This is a genomic window from Fluviicola chungangensis (assembly GCF_007558725.1).
Taxonomy (GTDB): domain Bacteria; phylum Bacteroidota; class Bacteroidia; order Flavobacteriales_D; family Crocinitomicaceae; genus Fluviicola; species Fluviicola chungangensis.
This window is the reverse complement of the sequence record NZ_VLPL01000002.1, coordinates 231,369-252,342: the sequence shown is the minus strand read 5'-3', so window position 1 is coordinate 252,342 and position 20,974 is coordinate 231,369. Positions and strand designations below refer to the sequence as shown.

Genomic DNA, 20,974 nt, shown 5'->3' with positions numbered 1-20,974 from the left:
GGTTTCAGGAAGAGGAGTAATATCAGGTGGCAAAACTACAAAAATATCTCATGCAGTGAGTTTTGCACCGGTTTTGTATGCATGAAGTAATTTTTTGAATCTTGGTTTGTCCCATTTCTTCAAAATAATCAGGGACGCATTGAATGCCGTTTTTACAGCAATGGGTACACCGCCGCCCAATTCCGCCCACTGACCGCCGATAATCAGGTTCTCCACCGGAGTCCGATAATGTGCAATTTTGCTTTGCATATTCTTTCTTCCTGGTCTTGTTCCCATCATCGAGCCGTTCTTATTTCCGGTATAACGCTGATAGGTTACCGGTGTGGCAACTTCATAAAACAAAATATGTTTTCTCAAGTCCGGACACATTTTGGCCTCTACCCGTTCAAAAATGACTTGAGCAAAATCATCCTTCAGCTTCTTATAAGCTTCCGTGCGAACAAAATCTCCCTTTGCGTTCGTTTCAGTCTGCCAATTGTTCATGTAATCCATCCAGGCAGGAACATACAAGGTAACCGTTCCCATTCCTTCCGGTGCGAGGGTTTTATCCCGAACCGTCGGGGCCAAAACCGAAATAGCCGATTTATGAGGATCCCCCGAACTGTGCTCATCACGCGTACTGGATCCTTCACAAACCAATGTCAGTTCATGCCCGAAACCCAAACTTTCTGCCGTGCAATCCAAGGCAACGGATATCGTCACCGAAGAACTGTACATTTCAGAATCATTGAGTGTTTCAAAAAATTTAGGTGGGACCAGATTCGGCGGGACCAATTTCCGGTACAGAAAATCTACATCACATGCTGCAATCACATATTTTGTCTTTACAGTATAGTCTTTCGCCCTGTTTTTATAGCGAACAGCCGTGATTTCTTCCTTCTCAAAATCGAAACCAACCACTTCCGAGCTTAAGCGAATCTCGCAGTTATCCGGATGAACCTGTTTTTCCAACCATGCCGGAATCACCTGACTTCCACCGATCGGTGGATTTTGGTAATCGGAATTATACGCCCAGGCAATGGGAAAGATACAAGACAACAGGTCGCGTTCCGTACAAAACAACTCTTGCAGTTCCGGATCCTTAAAAAATTTACTCAATCCTTTTTTCACATCATCACCACCGATAGCATAAGGAATCAAGGGATAAATGATCCCAAGTTGTTTCATACGAAAAAAAGGGATTTCCAGCGGAGATTTGGTTTCTATGGATTGGAAGAATTCCGGAAACCGGAGTGAAACCTTCGCAATACGTCTGGCAACTTTAAAAAAACGTTCAATTCCCGCTTTTTCATGTGGAAAGTCCAAAATCAACCGGTCTCTCAGTTCATCGGGGTTGTTGGTGAGCAGGTAGTCGTGATTGGAAGAAATATGCCGCTGAATACGCTCCATCAGCTGCGGTTTCGGGTAATCCTCCCCCAGCATTTTAAAAACACGCGTTACCGTTCCTTTTTCATTGTATTGATTCAGCCAGTGTATCGCTGTGTCAAACACAAAATCCTTCCGCTCGAATCCTTGCAGGTATCCGCCTATCAGGTAGTGTTTTTCCAATACAAGGACTTTCATTCCCGATCTGGACAGCAATGCTGCGGAAAGTAAACCACTTACTCCCGAACCGATGATGGTGACGTCAAATTCTTCGTTCATTCGGCTTCAAAATTAATGAAATACCGCTTTCAGTGCTTCCAACTTTCCGATTTTAGTAATTTGCCTGCTACTAAGAATTCGCATACAGGTTAGAAACTATTTTTTTTTCCTAACTTTGGCGCCACGTTTAAATTAACCCTGATCGAACGGCAAGTAACTAAACTCAAATTCGATATAGATTGAACCCATGAAAGCATTAAACTCTTTATACGAGGCACAAAAAATTGCCTTCAGCCCGTTTGTATTCCAAACTGTCTACACTATGTCCAGTCTTGGAATTATGGACGAATTGTATGAAGAAAGAGATGGTTTAACAATCGAAGAAATTGCAAAACGCAAAAACATCAGCGAATATGGGGTCCGGGTCTTGGTTGAAATGGCGAAGGCAGCAGACGTCCTGGAACTGATCGATGATAAATATACGCTTTCGAAAATCGGGTATTTTCTGACACGGGACGAAATGACCAAGGTGAACATGATGTTTACCCAGGACATCTGCTACAAAGGGCTTTTTCACTTAAAAGAGTCTATTTTGAATGGAAAACCGGAAGGATTGAAAGAAATTGGTCCCTGGAAGACGATTTATGAAGGATTATCCATCCTGCCGGAACAATTGAAAAAATCCTGGTTTGAATTCGATCATCATTATTCGGATAATTCATTCGGAGAAGCATTGAAGATCATCTTCAGTCATCATCCGAAACACATTTACGATATTGGCGGGAATACCGGGAAATGGGCAATTGCAAGTACGCAACACGACCCGGATGTTCGTGTGAGTATTTTTGATTTAGGTGTTCAATTAAAAGTGGCCAAGGCAAATATTGAAGCAATTCCTGAAATCAGGGACCGCGTAGATTACAATGAGCGTGACATGCTGGATCCGAATTCGGAAATTCCTGCGGGAGCAGATGTTTACTGGATGAGCCAGTTTTTGGATTGTTTCAGTGAAAAAGAAATCGAAGCCATTCTGTTGAAGATCAAGAAGAACATGAAACCGGATGCAACGATATTCATCATGGAAACATTTATTGATGATCAGCGTTTTCCTGCTGCGGAATTTAGTTTAATTGCTACCTCCCTCTACTTTACCGCATTGGCAAACGGAAACAGTAAAATGTATTCTTCCACTGCCATGAAATACATTGTTGAAAAAGCAGGTTTCGAAACCGTTCAGGAGCATCGTCTCCATATGGACCGCTTCCATACTATTCTTGAAGTTAAATTACCGAAATAAGTTACTCCCACTTAAAGCTACATGAACAAACTTGATTTAAAACAAATAGAATCCTTTAGTCTTGAAAAAAAGGAATACATCATTTCCGACGATGTTCGCAAGGAATTGGAAAGATCGTTTTCATTTCTTCAGGAATTTTCAAGTGATAAGATCATTTATGGAATCAATACCGGTTTTGGACCGATGGCTCAGTTCAAAATTGATGAGGATAAACTAAATCAACTTCAATACAACCTGATCAGAAGTCATTCATCCGGAACAGGAAACGTATTGGATGCAGAATCCGCAAGAGCGGTTGTGCTTTCCCGTTTAACCAACTTCATGCAGGGAAATTCGGGAGTAAGTTACGGGGTTATTGAAAAATTAGTTCAGTTCCTGAACCACGACATTATTCCGGAAATTTACGAACACGGAGGAGTTGGCGCCAGCGGTGATTTGGTTCAACTGGCTCATTTGGCTTTAAACCTGATCGGCGAAGGATATGTGTACATCGACGGTACGCGCAGAAAAACTTCGGAAGTACTGGCTGAAAAGAACATCACCCCGCTAAAAGTCAAATTGCGCGACGGACTGGGATTGATGAACGGAACATCCTGCATGTCAGGGATCGGTTCTGTGAACCTGATCTATTCCTACCGTTTATTGGACTGGGCGATCGCAGCTTCAACCATGATCAACGAGATTGTGGAAGCGTATGATGATTCCTTCTCTGTCGGTTTAAATGAAGTGAAATTACATTCAGGACAACAGGCAATTGCAAAATCCATGCGTGATTTCCTGAAAGACAGCACATTGATCAAAAAACGTGAAGAGCTTTTCACAGACGATAAAGTAGCAGAAACGACCGAATTCAAGAAAAAAATCCAGGAATATTATTCCATCCGTTGCATTCCACAAATCCTCGGACCGGTGAAAGACACACTGGATTTTGCGAAAATGATCATTGAAAACGAGATCAACTCCACAAACGATAATCCGGTGGTGAGCCTGGACCGTGAAAATGTATTCCACGGAGGAAACTTCCACGGAGATTATATCTCATTGGAAATGGATAAGATCAAATTGGTTATTACCAAACTGACCATGCTCGCGGAAAGACAATTGAATTTCCTTCTAAACAGCAAGATCAACGGCATTTTTCCTCCGTTTTTGAACACCCAGACTTTGGGACTAAACTTCGGGATCCAGGGAATGCAGTTTACAGCAACTTCAACCACAGCCGAAAACCAAATGCTTTCCAACTCCATGTATGTTCACAGTATTTCCAATAATAATGACAATCAGGACATTGTAAGTATGGGAACCAACAGTGCAGTCATTACGAAAAAAGTCATTGAAAATGCTTTCCAGGTAATGGCGATCCACATGATGTCTGTATGTCAGGCCATCGATTTACTCGATGAAACCAAGAAAAACAAGCTTTCTTCCAAAACGAAAGAAATTTATAATCAAATTCGTGCGGTATCTCCGACAATCAACGAAGATATTCCACAATTTGAAGCTATCCGAAACGTAACAAACACCCTTAAGAAAACAACACTTGCCCTATGAAATGTGCTCTAGTCACAGGTGCATCCCGAGGAATTGGACGTGCGATCGCGCAACAACTATCCCAGGACTTAAACCTGCATATCTTAATCAACTACGCTTCCAATAAAGCTGCCGCAGAAGAAACTTTAAGTTTAATTCAGCAAGCAGGAGGAACCGGTGAGTTAATGCATTTTGATGTAAAAGATGGTGCTGCCGTAAAAGCTGCCGTTGAAAACTGGTATACCAATAATCCGGAAGGCATTATTCATGTGTTGGTAAACAACGCCGGTATTACAAAAGACAACTTATTTCCATGGGTTACCGAAGAAGATTGGGATGCTGTATTGAACACTTCGCTGAAAGGAATGTATAACTGCACACAAGCAATTATACAGCGTATGTTAAGACAACGAAGCGGACGCATCATCAACATTGCTTCTCTGAGCGGATTAAAGGGTGTTCCGGGACAAACAAATTACTCTGCCGCAAAAGGTGGCATGATTGCTGCTACAAAAGCACTTTCCCAGGAAATCGCAAAACGAAACATTACCGTAAATGCGATCGCACCGGGTTTCATTGAATCGGATATGACCAGTGAGCTGGATATGAATGAATTAAAACGAATGGTCCCTGCAAACCGCTTTGGAAAAGTGGAAGAAGTAGCGTATCTTGCGAGTTTTTTGGCATCAGATAAAGCTGCATACATTACCGGGGAAGTAATTAATATTAACGGAGGAATTTACGCTTAACTATGGAACATCGTGTAGTAATTACCGGAATTGGTGCCTACTCGTGTTTAGGAGAAAACCTGGACACAGTTCTGGAATCCTTACGCCTTGGCCGAAGTGGTGTTATTTATGATGAACAGCGTAAAGACTTTGGTTATCGTTCCTGCTTTACCGGAATGGTTGCCGAACCGGATTTGAACCCGTTCCTGTCACGCCGGCAGCGCATTGGGATGCATCAACCGGCGCGTTATGCTTTTATGTCAACCAAAGAAGCCATGGAAGGCTCTGGTTTGGATGCCGACTTTTTAGACAAGACAGAAACCGGGATCATCTTCGGAAACGATTCAACTGCCGGTGCGGTGGTTGAAACCGTAGACAAAGTACGTGCAAAAAAGAACACCACACTGATTGGAAGCGGAGATATCTTCCAGAATATGAACTCGACTGTGAACATGAACCTTTCGACAATCTACAAATTGAAAGGAATGAACTTCACGATCTCAGCTGCCTGTGCTTCAGGATCACATTCTATTGGAATGGGTTATCTACTGATCAAACAAGGATTGCAGGAACGCGTAGTTTGCGGAGGCGCGCAAGAAATCAACGTATATGCCATGGCAAGTTTTGACGGACTGGGAGCATTTTCCGTAAGAGATGCCGCTCCGTCAATGGCAAGCCGCCCGTTTGACAGAGACCGTGACGGCCTTGTTCCCTCTGGAGGTGCAGCCACCGTGATCATCGAATCATTGGAATCTGCTTTGAAGCGGAATGCACCGATTTACGGGGAAATTGTTGGATTCGGGTTTTCTTCCAATGGAGATCACATTTCGAATCCTAATTTCGACGGTCAGTTCAGATCCTTGAACATGGCTTTGAAACAAGCAAACCTGACACCAAAAGATATTGACTACGTCAATGCGCATGCTACTTCAACTCCGATCGGGGATTCAACCGAAGCAGAAGCCATTTTCAGCGTACTGGGCTCCAAAGTTCCTGTAAGTTCTACCAAAAGTATGACCGGGCACGAATGTTGGATGGCAGGAGCAAGCGAGGTTGTTTATTCATTATTAATGATGAACAATGATTTTATTGCTCCGAATATTAATTTTGAAAATCCGGATGAACAATCGGAAAAAATCAATATCATTCCGAGCTACAGGGAGCAGAATATTGATTGTTTCCTGTCCAATTCATTTGGATTCGGAGGAACCAATTCCTCACTGATTATCAAAAAGTTTAAAAAATAGAGTTTACCTAAACATCATGAAAAGAGAAGACATCATTCTTACTACAAAACAATTTTTATCTGACGAATTTGAAGTTGACGCAACATTGATCCAGCCCGGTAATAATTTGCAACAAACCTTGGATCTGGATAGCTTGGATTACGTGGACCTGGTTGTTGTTATTGAAGAAAACCTGGGAATTAAACCAACGGCTGAAGATTTCAAAACAATTGAGACTTTTAACGATTTCTACGATCTAGTTGAACAACGTTTGAACGCCTGAGAGTGAATGGAACAAAAATGGGATGGTAAGACCAAAGGCTCACTTTGGGGGTATAAATTCTTTATTTACGCTATTCGATTTTTAGGGGTTCGGTTTGCCTACTTTTTTTGTATCGGAGTTTCCGGTTACTTTCTGCTTTTTTCCCGTAAACCGCGCAGAGCCTTAATTTCTTTTTATCAAAAAGGACTGGGATATACAAAATGGCAGGCAACCAAAGCAACTGCCAGGAACCTGTATTTGTTCGGTCAGACCCTTATCGACAGAATTGCCTTAAAAACCCCGCGAAAAAAAATCTTTTCGTTTCGTTTCAATAACGAAGAAGCTCTAATCCAAATGAATGAGGCCGGTAAAGGTGGATTTCTTTTTTCAGCTCATGTAGGAAATTGGGAAAATGCAGGAAATCTGCTAGGTGAACGGATTACGTTAAAAATCAGCATTTTGATGCTGGATGCTGAAGTTCAGAAAATCAAAGCGTATCTTGAAGACTCAACCGGAAAATCACAATACCAGCTCATCCCGATCAAAGACGACCTGTCTCACCTCATTTTGATCCACCAGGCACTCAAACGCAATGAATTGATAGCACTGCACGCAGATCGCACAACACCGGGTCAAAAGAACTTCAGATTACCCTTTTTGAACGGTTTTGCAGAATTTCCCGCCGGACCTTTTATCATGGCCCATAAATTCAAAGTTCCGCTTACCTTTGTATATGCCGTTAAATCAGGAAGTACCCATTACGAATTGAGCGCTACAGATCCGCTCACAATGTTTGAATCTCCTGAAAAAATTGCAGAAATTTATGTAAAACGCCTGGAAGAACAGGTGAAGGCAAGCCCGACCCAATGGTTTAACTTTTTTGAATATTATGTTGATTAACAAAGAAAATATCACATCCATCATTCCGCAAAGAGCTCCGTTTGTGATGATAGATCATCTGTTGGCAGCAGACGAAACGGGTTTCAGAACCGAATTTAAGATCGCATCGGATAACTTATTCTTGGAGAATACCGTTTTATCCGAATCAGCATTGATCGAAAACATTGCACAAACCTGTGCTGCCGGTTTCGGTTATTTGAACAGCCTGGAAGAAGGCGGCGAACCCAAATTGGGATTCATCGGAGCTGTTACCCAGGTTCAGGTTGAACAAGCGGCAAAAGAAAACGACCTGATCGAAACATCCGTTCAGGTTTTGAGCACCTTTGATACCATTCATTTGGTAGAAGGAACAGCAAGGTCTAATGGAAAAGTACTTTTAACCTGCCAAATGAAAATTGTTTTGGCATGAAAATATTGAAATCATCGATCCTTGTACCTGTTCGTTTCAGTGAAACCGATGCTATGGGCGTTGTATGGCATGGAAACTACCTGAAATTTTTTGAAGATGCCCGCGAGCAATTCGGAAGAGATTATGGAATTGAATACCTGGATGTACATGCACACGGTTACTTCATCCCGATCGTAAAATCCGAAATTTCTCACAAAGCTTCCATCTTTTACGGCGAAGGTGCGCTGATCAATATTATCCTGGAACAACACGACTCCGCAAAAATCGTGTTCCGGTATGAAGTGATCAATAATAAGACAAAACAAGTTGCGGCAACCGGCATGACCATGCAGGTCTTCATGTTTACTTCCGATCGGACACTGGAATTAATCAAACCCGAGTTCTACCGCATTTGGGAAGAAAACCAAAATTGGATCGATGGATAAACCCATTTACATACAAACACTTTCTTTGGTAACTCCGCTTGGAAATTCGGTGGACCAACATTTGGATGCCTTTAAGAACGGTGTTTCAGGAATCAAATTGGTGGAAAAGGCCGGTTTTCAGGATACAACCATTCCATTGGCCATTAAAAGTGAACTCACTTCTGATCGCTACAACACCCTTTTAAGAGAAGCCCTCAAAAAGGCACAAGCAAATCTTTCCACGTCGGGCAGAACGGCAGTCATTGTCAGTTCCACGAAGGGAAACATCGATTTGCTCCCGGGCGATACTTTTGCGGGCACGCAGCCTATCATACATGAATTCTTCCCGAAAACGGAAATATTTATCATTTCAAACGCCTGTATTTCTGGGGTAATAGCTATTAACACCGCTGCAGATTATTTGCTTGCGGGAAATTACGACCAGGTAATCGTCATTGGAATCGATGCGGTATCCGAGTTTGTTTCTTACGGTTTCCAAAGTTTGTTCGCCTTGAGTAACGAGACATGCAAACCATTTGACAAATCCAGGAACGGAACTGTATTGGGTGAAGGTTGTGGAATTGTTTTGGTTTCAACCCAAAAACCGGATGGTTTTGCGGTTTTGTACAAAGGTGGCTCCTCCTCCAATGACGCCAACCACATTTCCGGTCCGTCCCGAACAGGTGAAGGATTGGTCCGGTCCATTGAGAAAACATTCAAGCGAAGCCAGGTAAGCGTTCGCGATATTGATTTCATTTCTGCTCATGGAACTGCAACCATATTCAACGACGAAATGGAAAGCATTGCTTTCGGCCGGACCAATTTAGACCGGGTTCCTCTGAACAGCATGAAAGGTTATTTCGGTCATACTTTAGGTGCAGCCGGTATTCTCGAGACCATTATGAGCATTGTTTCAATGGAAAAAAGCATCCTTTTCCCAAACCTCGGATTTAAAGAGACCGGAACTTCAATTCCCTTAAATATCATCCAACGTTTGGAATCCAAAGAATTGCATACCTTGTTAAAAACCGCTTCCGGATTCGGAGGAGGGAATGCCAGTCTAATCTTACAAAAACAGCCGTGAAGATCTTAGCACATAGTTATGTTTGTCCGAAAGGGACATTCCTGAACGGAAAGTTGGTATACGACACTGCGGAAGAAGAGAATCCGCTTAAATCGGCATACCAGCAACTTGGAGTGGAATACCCGAAATTCTATAAAATGGATGTACTCTCGAAAATGGCCTTTATCGGGACGGAAATTCTGCTGCCATTCTTCCCAAAAGATGCCGACCTGGAAAACGACCTTCAATTAATCTTTGCAAATAGTTCAGCCAGTCTGAATACAGATAACCTCTTTGTAGAAAGCTACGAACAGTTAAAGACTCCCAGTCCTTCGCTGTTTGTCTATACCTTGCCCAACATCGTTACCGGTGAATTGTGCATCCGGCACAAATGGTACGGCGAAAACTGCTTTTTCGTAGAAGAGACTTTCAATCCGCTTCATTTCTCAGAATGGTCACAAATAGCGTTAAATAAAGGAAATAACAGCTGTTTATGCGCCTGGGTAGAGGCAAAAACGAATGGCGAACAAGAATGTTTCCTATTTTTGCTAACTAATTCTGAAGATGGGGGGAATTCAATCGAACGTGAACTTTCAACGCTAATTAAACAATACAGAAATGAGTGACTTAAAAGAAAACCTAAAGGCTCAAATTATTGAGCAACTGAACCTGGAAGATTTAACACCCGCAGATATACAAGACGACGCTCCTCTATTCGGAGATCAGGGACTTGGATTGGACTCGATTGATGCCCTGGAATTCATTGTTTTACTGGATTCTAACTACGGGATCAAAATCGCGGATCCGAGCGAAGGAAAAGAAATCTTTCATTCGGTAAATACCCTGGCGGATTACATTTCTAAACATCAATAAATGCGCATCTACGTTACTGGATACGGCGTTATTTCTTCTGTAGGTGAAAATTCGGAAGAAAATTTGCTTGCACTGCGTTCCGAAAAAACAGGAATCAAGCAAGGCAAAAAGACCTATACAGAACGTTTCAAAGTTGGCGAGATTCATTGGTCGAACGACGAATTGGTTCAACGCTTCAACTTAACGCAACATGCTTCCAGAACAGCCATCCTTGGTATGATTGCTGCAAAAGAAGCATTCAACGGACATCTATTGGATCCGGAAATCAAAACAGGTTTGATTTCGGGAACTTCCGTTGGTGGAATGGACGTGAGTGAAATTGCTTACAAGGATTTTCTATCCGGGGAAAGCGACGATCTGAACGTATATAAAAATCACCCCAGCGGAACCACCAGTGAACAAATTGCAAAAGAACTTGGAATCGACGGGTATGTCAATACCATTTCAACAGCATGTTCCTCCGCAGCAAATTCCATTATGCTCGGTGCACGCATGTTGCTAAGCGGTCAACTGGATCGCGCAGTGGTTGGTGGAACAGACGGGCTCTCTCAATTTACCATCGCAGGATTTCGTTCATTGATGATCTTCGACGAAGAATGGTGCAGGCCTTTCGATGAAACACGAAAAGGAATAAACCTGGGAGAAGGTGCCGGATTTTTGGTATTGGAAACAGAAGAAACAATCAAAAAAACCGGGAAAAAACCTTTGGCAATTCTTGCCGGCTGGGGAAATGCTTCCGATGCTTACCACCAAACAGCTTCTTCACCTGAAGGATACGGAGCCACACTTGCAATGAAAAGTGCATTGAGCGTTGCCGGACTGAAACCGGACGATATTGATTACATCAATGCGCACGGGACAGCAACTCCAAACAACGATCTTTCCGAATCACACGGGATCAAAACGGTCTTCGGCTCATCCATACCTCCTTTCAGTTCTACCAAATCCTATACGGGCCATACACTGGCAGCTTCAGGAGGAATTGAAGCGGTGTTTGCAATCCTGGCACTGAACAAAGGGTTGTTGCTTCCAAACCTGAATTTCAAACAAGCGATTGAAGAAACTGGCCTGGTTCCCGTGAAAAGTTATTCGGAAGGAAACGATATCAAACATATTTTATCCAACTCATTTGGGTTCGGGGGAAATAATTCAACCATCATTTTAAGCAAGGTTTAATATGTATTTCATTCAACATATCGAATCAATTACACATCAGGACTCCTTCCAGAAAGAAAATATCTGGAATGAGCTGAAACCTTTGGCTGGTGAAAATGAATTGATTTCTCCGGATTACAAAAATTACATTCCCGTTGCAGCACTCAGAAGATTGAGTACGATCTTACGCATGGGAATTACAGCTGCGAAAGCGTGCCAGGAAAAAGTTCCTGCTGAATTCGATGCGATCTCTGTCGGAACAGCACTTGGTTGTTTAACGGATACTGAAAAATTCCTGGTGACGATCAATACCGTAAGCGGTGATGTGCTGTCACCGACCGCCTTTATTCAAAGCACACACAATACCATTGCCGGTCAGATTTCGCTGGATCTGAAAAACCATGCATACAACATGACCCATACGCAAAACGCCCTTTCGTTTGAAGTGGCGCTGAAAGATGGTCTTTTGTGCATTGATGAAGGAAAACATTCGGTTTTGGTAGGCGCTGCAGATGAAGCAATCCCATTTTTGGAACGATTACGCGGCAGCCTGATTGAGACCACTTATCCCTTTACTTCCGGTGCTACATTTATGGTATTATCCGGTGAAAAAGGCAATTCGATTGCTTCGATCCGGGCGTGTAATGTTTCTTTCTCTGATAAGCATACCGAAACCCAAGTAGAACAGTTCCTGGAAGCAAATCATTGCAGTTTACAGGATGTAGATTTGATTTTGGAGGCTGGTTTTGATTTTAAATCGAAAGCAAAAAATCACATTTCCTTCCCGGAATATACCGGTTTTTATCAGAGTGCTTCTGCTTTTGCTGTTCACATGGCAAATGATTGGCTGATCAATCATGTAAATGATTCACGAATTTTGATCGTAAATAATTTAGAACTAAATAAATTGGGCTTAACGCTCATATCCAGAAATGAGGTGGAAGCATAGACTCAACATCGCAGTTGCACTAAGTACATTGTTAATTGTCATTCTGATTTTCCGTAACAGCCCTTATTTGTGGCTCTGGATCTTCTTTGTGGTTTCCAATTTCTGCGTTTTTCTTGTTTTTGGAATCGTATTTCTGCGTTTTCAATATTTCTACCCTTCCATCTTTCGAAACACCGGTCCTGAAGTCATTCTCACTTTTGATGACGGTCCGGACCCCATCCAGACACCGCGCATTTTGGATACACTTCAAAAACACGGTATCAAGGCAATCTTTTTTGTAATCGGTCATAAAGCCCAGGAACATCCGGAAATTTTACACCGGATCATTTCAGAAGGACATTCCGTTGGAAACCATACACAAAACCACTCGCTTTTCTTTGCCATGCTCCACAGCGAGAAAATAGCAACGGAAATTGATCAGTTTACGCAAAACATTGAACCGCTGGTATCGGAGAAGATTACTATTTTCAGGCCACCCATCGGTTATACCAACCCGAAGATTGCCCGTGCATTACGCAGAAGAAAAATGAAAATCATTGCGTGGAGTGTACGTTCCTATGATTCTTTTAAAAACAGGGAAGCCTTGTTGAACCGCTTGATGAAAACAAGACCGGGAAGTATCGTTTTACTGCATGATAATCTGGAACAAACAGCAGATATCCTGGAGGAATACATTCACCAGGCCAAAACAAATGGTATTATCTTTGCAAACCAAGAAAATCTGAAAAAATTCATTCATGAAATTAATAAGTAGTATCCTGCTCTTTCTGCTGTTTGCAAGCAACCTGTCAGCACAGGAGTATACCAAGATTGCAGATCCGAAAGGATGTAAAGCAACTCTGGAAAAACAGCACAAAGAGACGAAATCCATCCAGGCAGATTTTACCGAAACCGTTACTTCTTCGTTGTTAACTGCCGCTCAAAAGGGAGCTGGGAAAATGTGGTATAAGCGGGAAAACAAAATTCGCTGGGAAAAATCAAAACCGGAAAGCCAGATTATCCTGATCAATGGAAAAGCAGTGAGGCTTCAGGAAAAAGGGAAGGAAGTAAGCAGTGCTTCTTCCAAAATGGTGGTGAAAAAGATCCAGGGTTTAATGGTGCAAATGATGACCGGAGAGTTTCTGAATGAAAAGGAATTCAAGATCAGCTATTTTGAAAACAAATCCAATTACAAACTGATTCTTACTCCCAAAAGCGACAAGATGAAACGCTATGTTTCCGAAATTAACCTGGTTTTCAGCAAAAAAGAAGGAACCATTAAAGAACTGACCATGCTAACCGACAGTGACAACAAATTGGTTTACAGCTTTTCCAATATGGAAGTGAACGGTACTATTAACGATTCTAAATTCACCTCTTTCTGATGATTTTAAAAGATACTTTTTATACGATCAATGCGTTGACATTTAAAGATAATATTCTGGAAGCAACGTTTACCATTGATGCAAAACATCCCATTTACAAAGGACACTTCCCGGGCAATCCGGTAACACCCGGAGTGGTGCAGTTGGAATTGGTAAAGGAAATCCTCGGGACACAGTTCAACAGAGTTATCCAATTAAAAACCCTGGCTACCAGCAAATTTTTGGCTGTTTTAAATCCGGTGAACACTCCTGAAGCGACTTTCAAAATGACCGTGACAGAACAGGAAGGTCAAAATCTGAAAGTTTCAGGGCAATTGAGCACATCGGAAGGAGTTTGTTTGAAATTCAGCGGAATTTATTATTAAAATCAATATCCTTTAGGTACGCGAATAATTGTGTGCCTACAGATTTATAATTTTGGTTCCTTGCGGAATAGCTTCAACAGGGTAAAGCTCACCAAAAAAGACAACACGAAAGCAATCGTTGCAAAGATGAAGGCTCCGATTGCGTATTGATATACATTGTTTTGAATCGCTTCCAGGCTCATGTCAGTCAATTGTGCTGAATTCGTTTCACCCGTTAAGAACAATTGTCCGCAAAGAAAACTGCCATAAATAATAAACGGGATCATCGGTGGAATGGAAATGTTTGCAGCAGCAATGAACAGCACCTTATTCATCCGGAACAGAACTGCCAGTGGTATCCCGATTAATAATTGAAATCCCCAAAGCGGAACAATCCCCATAAAAAATCCAAATCCGATAGAAAGTGCCTTCCGGAAATTCGGCTCTTCCGGTTTGATTGCCTCGTGTTTGATCACATTCCAGGTTTGAATGGAAAACAGTTTTCTCGGATAATACCAAATCAGGGCAGTAAGTACCAAAACCGTATTCAAAATACTGATTCGCGTAAAATCCCTCGCCGGCCGAAAATGAGAAACGCGTTCGGAAGGATCGTATTTCACTTGGATGGGAACTGCCACAAAAGGAACAAAACGCCAGGCTAACTTTACAATAACCTCGATCTCCAATTCAAATTTATTGGTGAACAACCAGATCTTCTTCAGCGGGTTCAATGGATAAATCCGAAAACCGGTCTGTGTGTCCGGTAAGGTAATCCAGGTTTCCACTTTGAACCAGAAATTGGAGAATTTATTCCCGAAAGAACTTTTTTGCGGAACTCCTTCCTGGCTCATATTCCTGGAACCCATAATGACCGCCCCGGGATGTTCCAGAGCATGTTCGATCAATACCGGAATATCGTTGGGATAATGCTGGCCGTCCGAATCGATCGTCAACGCATTCGAATACCCTTTTTCCCGGGCAAACTTAAAAGCCCTTCGCAAAGAATAACCTTTCCCTTTGTTCACTTCATTGGTCAGAATAGTAACTTCTTCTTCAAAAGATTTCAAAATCTCGGGAGTGGAATCCGTTGCCCCGTCATTGACAATGATTATGCAATGAGACGGAACATAAATCAGCACCTCGCGAATAACACGCTCCAAAGTACGTTCGTTATTGTAGGTGGGAATAATTACGCAACCGTTTATACTTGTAATTGATGCCAGACTTGATTCCATGTCGCACAAAATTAATCATAACTTTTCAAGAATTCATTCCTAAAATCAACGGATGAGCTTTTCAAAAGAGCGCAAAAAAGTAGTTTAGAAACAAAACCTTGTTAAATTTGTACAGGTAAAAGCTTAAACACTTTTATTCAGAACCCAGTTAAGTATGGCACAGAACATCTTAGTTATTCATTATTCTCAATCCGGACAACTCACGGAAATTCTGCAAAATTTTTGTAAACCATTTGCTGACAGCACGATAGAATGGATAAAAGTTGAACCGTCAACACCATTTCCATTTCCCTGGACAAGTGCTTCATTTTTTGACGCCATGCCTGAAACAGTTCTTGAAAAACCCGTTCCGATCAAACCGCTTCATTTTGAACGCTCGCAATACGATCTGATTATTTTCGGATATCAGCCCTGGTTCCTATCCCCTTCCCTTCCAGCATCAGCTATTTTGCAGGATGAGGAATTCCGCAAAATCATGAATGGTACAAACATTGTAAGTGTGCTCGGATGCAGAAATATGTGGATCAATGCCCAGGAAGCAGTTAAACAACAAATTGCTTCTGCCGGAGGGAAATTAATTGGGAATGTTCCCTTAATCGACAAAACCAGTAACTTGATCAGCGTAGTCACCATCTTGCATTGGATGTTGACCGGACAAAAGACGAAGAAATGGGGTGTTTTTCCAATACCGGGTGTTTCGGACGAAGACATTCGGGATGTCAGCCAGTTTGGAGCCTTATTAAAGGAGAAATTAAGTGCCAATCAAACGGATGAATTCCAGGATGCACTTGTTGCGAAAGGCGGGGTAATTATTCCGGTTTCTATTCTATTTATAGAATCCCGTGCAAAAATGCTTTTCAGGATTTGGGCAAATTTGATTACAAAGAAAACGGCGAAAGGAGGAAATCGAAAATTCTGGATTAACTTCTTTAAATATTATTTGATTTTCGCTTTATTTATCGTTTCGCCAATTGTTTTAATGATATATCATATCTTTGTACGCCCGTTTAAAGGACAACATATAAAACGCGAATTAGCATATTACAGAGGCACTCAATTGAGATAAGGAATGAGCTTGAAGGAAGTATATATAACACGTACGGCATCTTTTTTACCTAATACTCCCATTTCAAATGATGAAATGGAAGAATATTTAGGATTAATTAACGACCGTGCTTCTAAATCGAGAAGAATTGTTTTGCGTAACAACGGAATCAAAAACCGGTATTATGCAATTCGTAAAGATGGGACGGCCACTCATACCAATTCAGAAATGGTTTCATTGGCTATTCGCAATTTGTTTCAGGATAATCCAGAGGAAATCAAGGAAATCGATTTGCTCAGCTGCGGAACATCCTCGCCGGACCAAATGATGCCATCGCACGGTGTGATGGTTCATGGATGGTTACCGGAATCCGGAAATATTGAAGTAGTTTCTCCTTCCGGAGTTTGCTGTTCCGGAATGCATGCAATGAAATATGCCTACATGGCTATCAAATCGGGAATGAGTAAAAAAGCGATTTCTTCCGGTTCAGAGCGCTTATCCCGCGTATTGAGCTCCGATAAATTTGAATTGGAAATTCAAAAGCTGACGGAATTGGAAGAAAACCCGTACTTGTCTTTCGATAAAGATTTCCTTCGCTGGATGTTATCTGATGGCGCTGCTGTTTTCATGTTGGAAGACAAAAAAAGCACCAATGGCCTTTCGTTGCGGATTGATTGGGTAGAGGGGGTTTCTTTTGCCAACGAGATCGAAGCATGTATGTATATGGCCGCCGATAAAATGGAAGATGGCACGTTGAAAAGCTACATGGATTACGATCCGCAGGACATGATTGAAAAATCCATCCTCAGTATCAAACAGGACGTGAAGCTTTTGGACGAATACATTGTGAAATTGGGATTCCATAAACTGAAAACCAAATTTGAAGAGAGTAATCTGACCAACGAAGATGTGACTTGGTTCCTGCCACACATGTCCAGTTATTTCTTTGAAGACAAGATTTATAAGCAACTGGCTGAAAACGGGATGGAAATTCCCAAGGAACGCTGGTTCTCGAACCTTGCTACACACGGCAACGTGGGGGCGGGCTCCATTTACTTGATGGTTGATGAATTGTTCAACAGCGGGAAATTAAAAGCAGGTGACACCATTTTACTTGCAGTTCCCGAAAGCTCCAGATTCTCATACGTGTTTGCTTACTTAACTGTGTGCTAAATGAAAAAATCCGAAGTTCCGCAAGATAAAAGTGCTCTTGAAAATTTTACAAGAGAGGTTTGTTATGTGAAGAACGAAGACGGACAATACGATACGGAATTAAGTACGGGCTGGGAAGCAAAAAAAGTAGCTTTGGACGAAGCCTGGAAAGAAATCGAACGAAGAACTGCCGAGGCACGGGAACAAATCAAAAAAGGAGAGGCTAGTCCGATTCTTTACTTCATGGAGGAAAAACTGATGGATTTTACCGTACTATCCGGATACACCGGCATTTGGAAGTTCCGTATCAAAAGACATTTGAAACCGAATGCATTCAAAAAACTGAGCGATAACGTGCTGAAACGCTACGCGGATGCATTTGAAATCTCCATTAACGAACTCAAAAATTTTAAAGCTTAGTGTCAGAATTTACGCATCACCAAACTGCCCATTGCGAAAATGGGGTTACTGTGAGTTTACTGCAGCATCACGGGGTGGACTTCATTACTGAGCCGCTTGCTTTTGGAATGGGTTCAGGTTTATTTTACATCCATATTCCGTTTATGACCGTAAACAATGGTCCAGCTATTTCATTCAGAACAATGCCGGGAGCCATCTTTAAACGCACGTGTAAAGCACTGGATGTAAAAGTGGAACGAAAAAAATTCAAAGACCCGAAGGAAGCAACCCGTTTTCTGGATGAGAAGATCTCTCAAGGAATCCAGGTTGGCTGCCAGGTGGGTGTTTTTCACTTACCTTACTTCCCGAAAGAATACCGTTTCCATTTCAATGCACACAACCTGATCGTTTATGGAAAGGAAGGTGATCGTTACCTGGTAAGTGATCCGGTGATGGAAGTAACCACTTCTTTAAGCACAGAAGAACTGGAGCGCGTGCGCTTTGCAAAAGGTGCACTGGCACCCAAAGGACATATTTATTATCCTGTCCAGGTCGGTGAGATCACCCAAGAACAAATCAGGAGAGGAATTGCAAAGGGAATTAAACGCAATTGCAGAGATATGCTGAAGATTCCGGGTTCCATTGCAGGAGTAAAAGGAATCGTTTATACTTCGAAGAAAATTCGCGGCTGGAGAGAAAAATTAGGCCCTCGCCAAGCAGGTCTTCACTTAGGACAGATTGTCCGTATGCAGGAAGAAATCGGTACCGGAGGAGGTGGATTCCGTTTCCTATACGCCGCATTCCTGGAAGAAGCAGCTGTCATTATGCAGAATGACCAATTGGCCAGTATCTCAGAAACGATGACCAAAGCAGGTGACTTGTGGAGAGACAGCGCACTCCAAATGTCCGGGATTTACAAAGGGCGTTTAACCGAACAAAAAGATTTTGATGCTTGTGCTGACTTATTGGTAGAGATCAGTGCAGTAGAAAAAGAAGCATTTAAAGAATTGGCGAAAATCAAATTCTAAACGAGATGCAGGAGACTCTTTTGCATGTTTCAAACGTTTATAAAACCTACGGTAAAAGTGCTGTTCCAAGTTTGGACGGAATTGATTTTACCGTTGAAAAAGGAGAAATTGTAGGGATTTTCGGTCCGAACGGTGCCGGAAAAACAACTTTGATCTCCATTCTTTGCAGTATTTTGAACCCCACGCTCGGTTCGGTAAAGTATTATTTGGACGGAGAGAAAACCCCACGCGAAATTAGAAGCAAACTGGGGTTTGTTCCCCAGGATTTTTCCTTTTTCCCGGAATTGACAGCCAAGCAAAATTTGTCTTATTTCGGAAGCCTGTATAATCTCCAGAAAGCAGAATTAGAACAAAAAATAGATGATTTGCTGCAAAAAGTCGGACTTTTTCACGTAAAAAACCAAAAAGTATCCACTTTTTCGGGTGGAATGAAACGTCGGTTGAACCTCATCATTTCCTTGCTCCACAATCCTTCCATTCTATTCCTGGATGAACCGACTGTCGGAGTGGATGTTCAGAGTAAGATCGCGATCATGAACCTGCTTCAGGAGTTGAATCACCAGGGAACGACGATTATTTATACTTCCCATCATTTAAAAGAAGCGGAAGAATTTTGTAATCAGATCGTGTTGATCGATCATGGAAAGATCATTGCAAGTGAAACGCTGACAAATTTGTTAAAAAAACATGCTGTAAATAACCTGGAAGAACTGATTCTGAAACTGACCGGAACCTTATTACGCGATTGATGAGAAAATTAAAGGCCTCCATATGGAAAGAACTGTTGCTGGTACTTCACGATAAAGTGGGTTTGCTGTTGATGTACCTGATGCCGCTCTTGCTGGTTTTTATCATTACCATCGTACAAAACAGCGCCTTTCAAATCGTAAACGAAAACAAACTCACCGTTCTCATCTCCAATCAGGATAGAGGATCTTTGGGTGATTCCCTTGTAAAAGCATTGGTTCATTCCGGAAGTTTTGAGATCAGGAAAAACGACCATCTTTCCGAAAGTGCCGTAAAACGGATAACTATTGACGAAGATGCAATGCTCGGGATTTATATTCCGTCTAACTTTAGTGAGCGGCTTGCCAGCAATGCAGACAATATTTCCAAACTCATGCTGGAACAAATGGGTGTGATCGAAAAAGCCCCCAAAGTGACCCCGGAGAAACAGGAAATTGCGATTTATTTTGACCCGATTGTGCAGGAAAATTTTCGCATCTCTGTTATTAATGGAATTCAGGCCATTACAAACGGAATTGAGAACGAAGAAATGGTGGGAAAACTATTCCAGGAAATGGGGTATGATTCCATTCCACAAAATATCCGCCAGGCAATCATTAACCGCGAAACCAAACTGAAAATTGCGAATGCAAGCCTAAACGAAGTCGCAGAATTGATCCCGAATTCCAGCCAGCACAATGTGCCTGCCTGGTCAATCTTCGCGATGTTCTTCATGGTTATTTCCCTGGGAGGAAATATTGTAAAGGAACGCTTATCGGGAAGTTTTCTAAGACTTCAAACCATTCCACGGGGTTTTGCATTGACATTGATCTCCAAATTCCTGGTGTATCTTTTCGTTGCTTTATCCCAATTGCTATTGCTTTTCCTGATGGGAATTTACATTTTCCCACACATCGGTTTACCGCAGCTGGCCATGCCGAATGCATTCCTGCCCTTTTTGGTGGTTACGTTGCTTTCGGCAGTTTCCGCCATTTCTTATGCCGTTTTAGTTGGGACCTACGCCAAAACACAAGAACAGGCGAATGGTTTCGGGGCCATTTCAATCATCATTTTTGCGGCAATCGGAGGAATTTGGGTCCCTAATTTTGTGATGCCCGATTACATGCAAGCCATCGGAAATATTTCACCCCTGAAGTGGTGTCTGGAAGGTTATTATACGCTTTTCTTGAAAAATGGTGCGTGGAGTGAATTAATTGGTACTATAACTTTCTTATTTTTGTTCACGGTAATTTGTCAGCTATTGATATTCATCAAGTTGAGAATTCAAAATTATATTTAAA

Annotated in this window: 24 protein-coding genes; 22 read left to right on the top strand and 2 right to left on the bottom strand. The window is 42.0% G+C overall.

The genetic code is table 11. The features are described 5' to 3' along the window. Window positions 1-48 precede the first annotated feature (48 nt). On the bottom strand, window positions 49-1,644 hold the full coding sequence (locus FO442_RS04760) for a phytoene desaturase family protein (RefSeq protein ID WP_144332011.1): 1,596 nt from the start codon (window positions 1,642-1,644) through the stop codon (window positions 49-51). 187 nt (window positions 1,645-1,831) lie between these two features. Between FO442_RS04760 and FO442_RS04755 the strand changes: the two genes are divergently transcribed. The 16 genes from FO442_RS04755 to FO442_RS04680 are packed head-to-tail and all read left to right on the top strand — an operon-like array spanning window position 1,832 to window position 14,109. Continuing rightward, window positions 1,832-2,881 (top strand): methyltransferase, encoded by a 1,050-nt coding sequence (locus FO442_RS04755; RefSeq protein WP_144332010.1) that lies wholly within the window; start codon window positions 1,832-1,834, stop codon window positions 2,879-2,881. Window positions 2,882-2,902: 21 nt separating this feature from the next. After that, window positions 2,903-4,432, top strand: coding sequence for a flexirubin biosynthesis tyrosine ammonia-lyase FlxA (flxA, locus tag FO442_RS04750; RefSeq protein ID WP_144332009.1), 1,530 nt, complete (start codon window positions 2,903-2,905; stop codon window positions 4,430-4,432). Beyond that, entirely contained in the window at window positions 4,429-5,160 is a 732-nt protein-coding gene (gene flxB, locus FO442_RS04745) for a flexirubin biosynthesis SDR family reductase FlxB (protein ID WP_144332008.1), read from the top strand. Before flxA ends, flxB begins: the two co-directional genes overlap by 4 nt. Before the next feature lie 2 nt (window positions 5,161-5,162). After that, the gene (locus tag FO442_RS04740) at window positions 5,163-6,386 is read left to right on the top strand and encodes a beta-ketoacyl-[acyl-carrier-protein] synthase family protein (RefSeq protein WP_144332007.1); all 1,224 of its coding nucleotides are present in this window, start codon (window positions 5,163-5,165) and stop codon (window positions 6,384-6,386) included. A 16-nt stretch (window positions 6,387-6,402) separates the two neighbouring features. Further along, a complete protein-coding gene (locus tag FO442_RS04735) occupies window positions 6,403-6,648 on the top strand; it encodes a phosphopantetheine-binding protein (RefSeq protein WP_144332006.1) in 246 nt (81 codons plus the stop codon). A gap of 6 nt (window positions 6,649-6,654) precedes the next feature. Continuing rightward, entirely contained in the window at window positions 6,655-7,527 is an 873-nt protein-coding gene (locus FO442_RS04730) for a lysophospholipid acyltransferase family protein (protein ID WP_144332005.1), read from the top strand. Beyond that, complete coding sequence (locus FO442_RS04725) at window positions 7,517-7,936, top strand: hotdog family protein (RefSeq protein WP_144332004.1); 420 nt, start codon at window positions 7,517-7,519, stop codon at window positions 7,934-7,936. The genes FO442_RS04730 and FO442_RS04725 overlap by 11 nt, the downstream gene beginning before the upstream one ends. Beyond that, a complete protein-coding gene (locus FO442_RS04720; RefSeq protein ID WP_144332003.1) occupies window positions 7,933-8,361 on the top strand; it encodes an acyl-CoA thioesterase in 429 nt (142 codons plus the stop codon). Before FO442_RS04725 ends, FO442_RS04720 begins: the two co-directional genes overlap by 4 nt. Then, the gene (locus FO442_RS04715) at window positions 8,354-9,424 is read left to right on the top strand and encodes a beta-ketoacyl synthase N-terminal-like domain-containing protein (RefSeq protein WP_144332002.1); all 1,071 of its coding nucleotides are present in this window, start codon (window positions 8,354-8,356) and stop codon (window positions 9,422-9,424) included. Before FO442_RS04720 ends, FO442_RS04715 begins: the two co-directional genes overlap by 8 nt. Further along, window positions 9,421-10,029 (top strand): hypothetical protein, encoded by a 609-nt coding sequence (locus FO442_RS04710; protein WP_144332001.1) that lies wholly within the window; start codon window positions 9,421-9,423, stop codon window positions 10,027-10,029. Before FO442_RS04715 ends, FO442_RS04710 begins: the two co-directional genes overlap by 4 nt. Further along, on the top strand, window positions 10,022-10,276 hold the full coding sequence (locus FO442_RS04705; RefSeq protein ID WP_144332000.1) for a phosphopantetheine-binding protein: 255 nt from the start codon (window positions 10,022-10,024) through the stop codon (window positions 10,274-10,276). Before FO442_RS04710 ends, FO442_RS04705 begins: the two co-directional genes overlap by 8 nt. Next, window positions 10,277-11,452 (top strand): beta-ketoacyl-[acyl-carrier-protein] synthase family protein, encoded by a 1,176-nt coding sequence (locus FO442_RS04700; RefSeq protein ID WP_144331999.1) that lies wholly within the window; start codon window positions 10,277-10,279, stop codon window positions 11,450-11,452. A 1-nt stretch (window position 11,453) separates the two neighbouring features. Further along, window positions 11,454-12,380: a beta-ketoacyl synthase chain length factor gene (locus FO442_RS04695; RefSeq protein ID WP_144331998.1), complete on the top strand. Its 927-nt coding sequence runs from the start codon at window positions 11,454-11,456 to the stop codon at window positions 12,378-12,380. Beyond that, the gene (locus FO442_RS04690; protein WP_144331997.1) at window positions 12,364-13,134 is read left to right on the top strand and encodes a polysaccharide deacetylase family protein; all 771 of its coding nucleotides are present in this window, start codon (window positions 12,364-12,366) and stop codon (window positions 13,132-13,134) included. Before FO442_RS04695 ends, FO442_RS04690 begins: the two co-directional genes overlap by 17 nt. After that, window positions 13,118-13,744 carry a flexirubin biosynthesis/transport protein LolA2 gene (lolA2, locus tag FO442_RS04685; protein WP_144331996.1) on the top strand — a complete coding sequence of 209 codons (627 nt, stop codon included), beginning with the start codon at window positions 13,118-13,120 and terminating at the stop codon, window positions 13,742-13,744. The genes FO442_RS04690 and lolA2 overlap by 17 nt, the downstream gene beginning before the upstream one ends. Next, window positions 13,744-14,109 carry an ApeI family dehydratase gene (locus FO442_RS04680; RefSeq protein WP_144331995.1) on the top strand — a complete coding sequence of 122 codons (366 nt, stop codon included), beginning with the start codon at window positions 13,744-13,746 and terminating at the stop codon, window positions 14,107-14,109. The genes lolA2 and FO442_RS04680 overlap by 1 nt, the downstream gene beginning before the upstream one ends. A gap of 44 nt (window positions 14,110-14,153) precedes the next feature. On the opposite strand, the gene FO442_RS04675 is transcribed toward FO442_RS04680, so the two are convergent. Then, the gene (locus FO442_RS04675; RefSeq protein ID WP_144331994.1) at window positions 14,154-15,323 is read right to left on the bottom strand and encodes a DUF2062 domain-containing protein; all 1,170 of its coding nucleotides are present in this window, start codon (window positions 15,321-15,323) and stop codon (window positions 14,154-14,156) included. Between the two features lie 154 nt (window positions 15,324-15,477). Here FO442_RS04675 and FO442_RS04670 point away from each other — a divergent pair, with 154 nt between their 5' ends. From FO442_RS04670 to FO442_RS04645, 6 genes are read left to right on the top strand one after another with little or no spacing between them, the layout of a single operon-like run. After that, the gene (locus FO442_RS04670; RefSeq protein ID WP_144331993.1) at window positions 15,478-16,389 is read left to right on the top strand and encodes a hypothetical protein; all 912 of its coding nucleotides are present in this window, start codon (window positions 15,478-15,480) and stop codon (window positions 16,387-16,389) included. 3 nt (window positions 16,390-16,392) lie between these two features. After that, on the top strand, window positions 16,393-17,541 hold the full coding sequence (gene darB / locus FO442_RS04665; RefSeq protein ID WP_186279902.1) for a dialkylresorcinol biosynthesis protein DarB: 1,149 nt from the start codon (window positions 16,393-16,395) through the stop codon (window positions 17,539-17,541). Next, window positions 17,542-17,940, top strand: a complete 399-nt coding sequence (gene DarG, locus FO442_RS04660) for a flexirubin biosynthesis protein DarG (RefSeq protein ID WP_144331992.1) — start codon at window positions 17,542-17,544, stop codon at window positions 17,938-17,940. Continuing rightward, the gene (gene darH, locus FO442_RS04655; protein WP_144331991.1) at window positions 17,940-18,947 is read left to right on the top strand and encodes a BtrH-related acyltransferase DarH; all 1,008 of its coding nucleotides are present in this window, start codon (window positions 17,940-17,942) and stop codon (window positions 18,945-18,947) included. Before DarG ends, darH begins: the two co-directional genes overlap by 1 nt. 5 nt (window positions 18,948-18,952) lie before the next feature. Further along, a complete protein-coding gene (locus FO442_RS04650) occupies window positions 18,953-19,696 on the top strand; it encodes an ABC transporter ATP-binding protein (RefSeq protein WP_144331990.1) in 744 nt (247 codons plus the stop codon). Continuing rightward, on the top strand, window positions 19,696-20,973 hold the full coding sequence (locus FO442_RS04645) for an ABC transporter permease (protein ID WP_144331989.1): 1,278 nt from the start codon (window positions 19,696-19,698) through the stop codon (window positions 20,971-20,973). The genes FO442_RS04650 and FO442_RS04645 overlap by 1 nt, the downstream gene beginning before the upstream one ends. Window position 20,974: the final 1 nt, after the last annotated feature.

Coding starts and splice junctions, on each gene's coding strand:
- FO442_RS04760 (WP_144332011.1), bottom strand. CDS start 1,644: ATGAACGAAGAATTTGACGTCACCATCATCGGTTCGGGAGTAAGTGGT.
- FO442_RS04755 (WP_144332010.1), top strand. CDS start 1,832: ATGAAAGCATTAAACTCTTTATACGAGGCACAAAAAATTGCCTTCAGC.
- flxA (WP_144332009.1), top strand. CDS start 2,903: ATGAACAAACTTGATTTAAAACAAATAGAATCCTTTAGTCTTGAAAAA.
- flxB (WP_144332008.1), top strand. CDS start 4,429: ATGAAATGTGCTCTAGTCACAGGTGCATCCCGAGGAATTGGACGTGCG.
- FO442_RS04740 (WP_144332007.1), top strand. CDS start 5,163: ATGGAACATCGTGTAGTAATTACCGGAATTGGTGCCTACTCGTGTTTA.
- FO442_RS04735 (WP_144332006.1), top strand. CDS start 6,403: ATGAAAAGAGAAGACATCATTCTTACTACAAAACAATTTTTATCTGAC.
- FO442_RS04730 (WP_144332005.1), top strand. CDS start 6,655: ATGGAACAAAAATGGGATGGTAAGACCAAAGGCTCACTTTGGGGGTAT.
- FO442_RS04725 (WP_144332004.1), top strand. CDS start 7,517: ATGTTGATTAACAAAGAAAATATCACATCCATCATTCCGCAAAGAGCT.
- FO442_RS04720 (WP_144332003.1), top strand. CDS start 7,933: ATGAAAATATTGAAATCATCGATCCTTGTACCTGTTCGTTTCAGTGAA.
- FO442_RS04715 (WP_144332002.1), top strand. CDS start 8,354: ATGGATAAACCCATTTACATACAAACACTTTCTTTGGTAACTCCGCTT.
- FO442_RS04705 (WP_144332000.1), top strand. CDS start 10,022: ATGAGTGACTTAAAAGAAAACCTAAAGGCTCAAATTATTGAGCAACTG.
- FO442_RS04700 (WP_144331999.1), top strand. CDS start 10,277: ATGCGCATCTACGTTACTGGATACGGCGTTATTTCTTCTGTAGGTGAA.
- FO442_RS04695 (WP_144331998.1), top strand. CDS start 11,454: ATGTATTTCATTCAACATATCGAATCAATTACACATCAGGACTCCTTC.
- FO442_RS04690 (WP_144331997.1), top strand. CDS start 12,364: ATGAGGTGGAAGCATAGACTCAACATCGCAGTTGCACTAAGTACATTG.
- lolA2 (WP_144331996.1), top strand. CDS start 13,118: ATGAAATTAATAAGTAGTATCCTGCTCTTTCTGCTGTTTGCAAGCAAC.
- FO442_RS04680 (WP_144331995.1), top strand. CDS start 13,744: ATGATTTTAAAAGATACTTTTTATACGATCAATGCGTTGACATTTAAA.
- FO442_RS04675 (WP_144331994.1), bottom strand. CDS start 15,323: ATGGAATCAAGTCTGGCATCAATTACAAGTATAAACGGTTGCGTAATT.
- FO442_RS04670 (WP_144331993.1), top strand. CDS start 15,478: ATGGCACAGAACATCTTAGTTATTCATTATTCTCAATCCGGACAACTC.
- darB (WP_186279902.1), top strand. CDS start 16,393: ATGAGCTTGAAGGAAGTATATATAACACGTACGGCATCTTTTTTACCT.
- DarG (WP_144331992.1), top strand. CDS start 17,542: ATGAAAAAATCCGAAGTTCCGCAAGATAAAAGTGCTCTTGAAAATTTT.
- FO442_RS04650 (WP_144331990.1), top strand. CDS start 18,953: ATGCAGGAGACTCTTTTGCATGTTTCAAACGTTTATAAAACCTACGGT.
- FO442_RS04645 (WP_144331989.1), top strand. CDS start 19,696: ATGAGAAAATTAAAGGCCTCCATATGGAAAGAACTGTTGCTGGTACTT.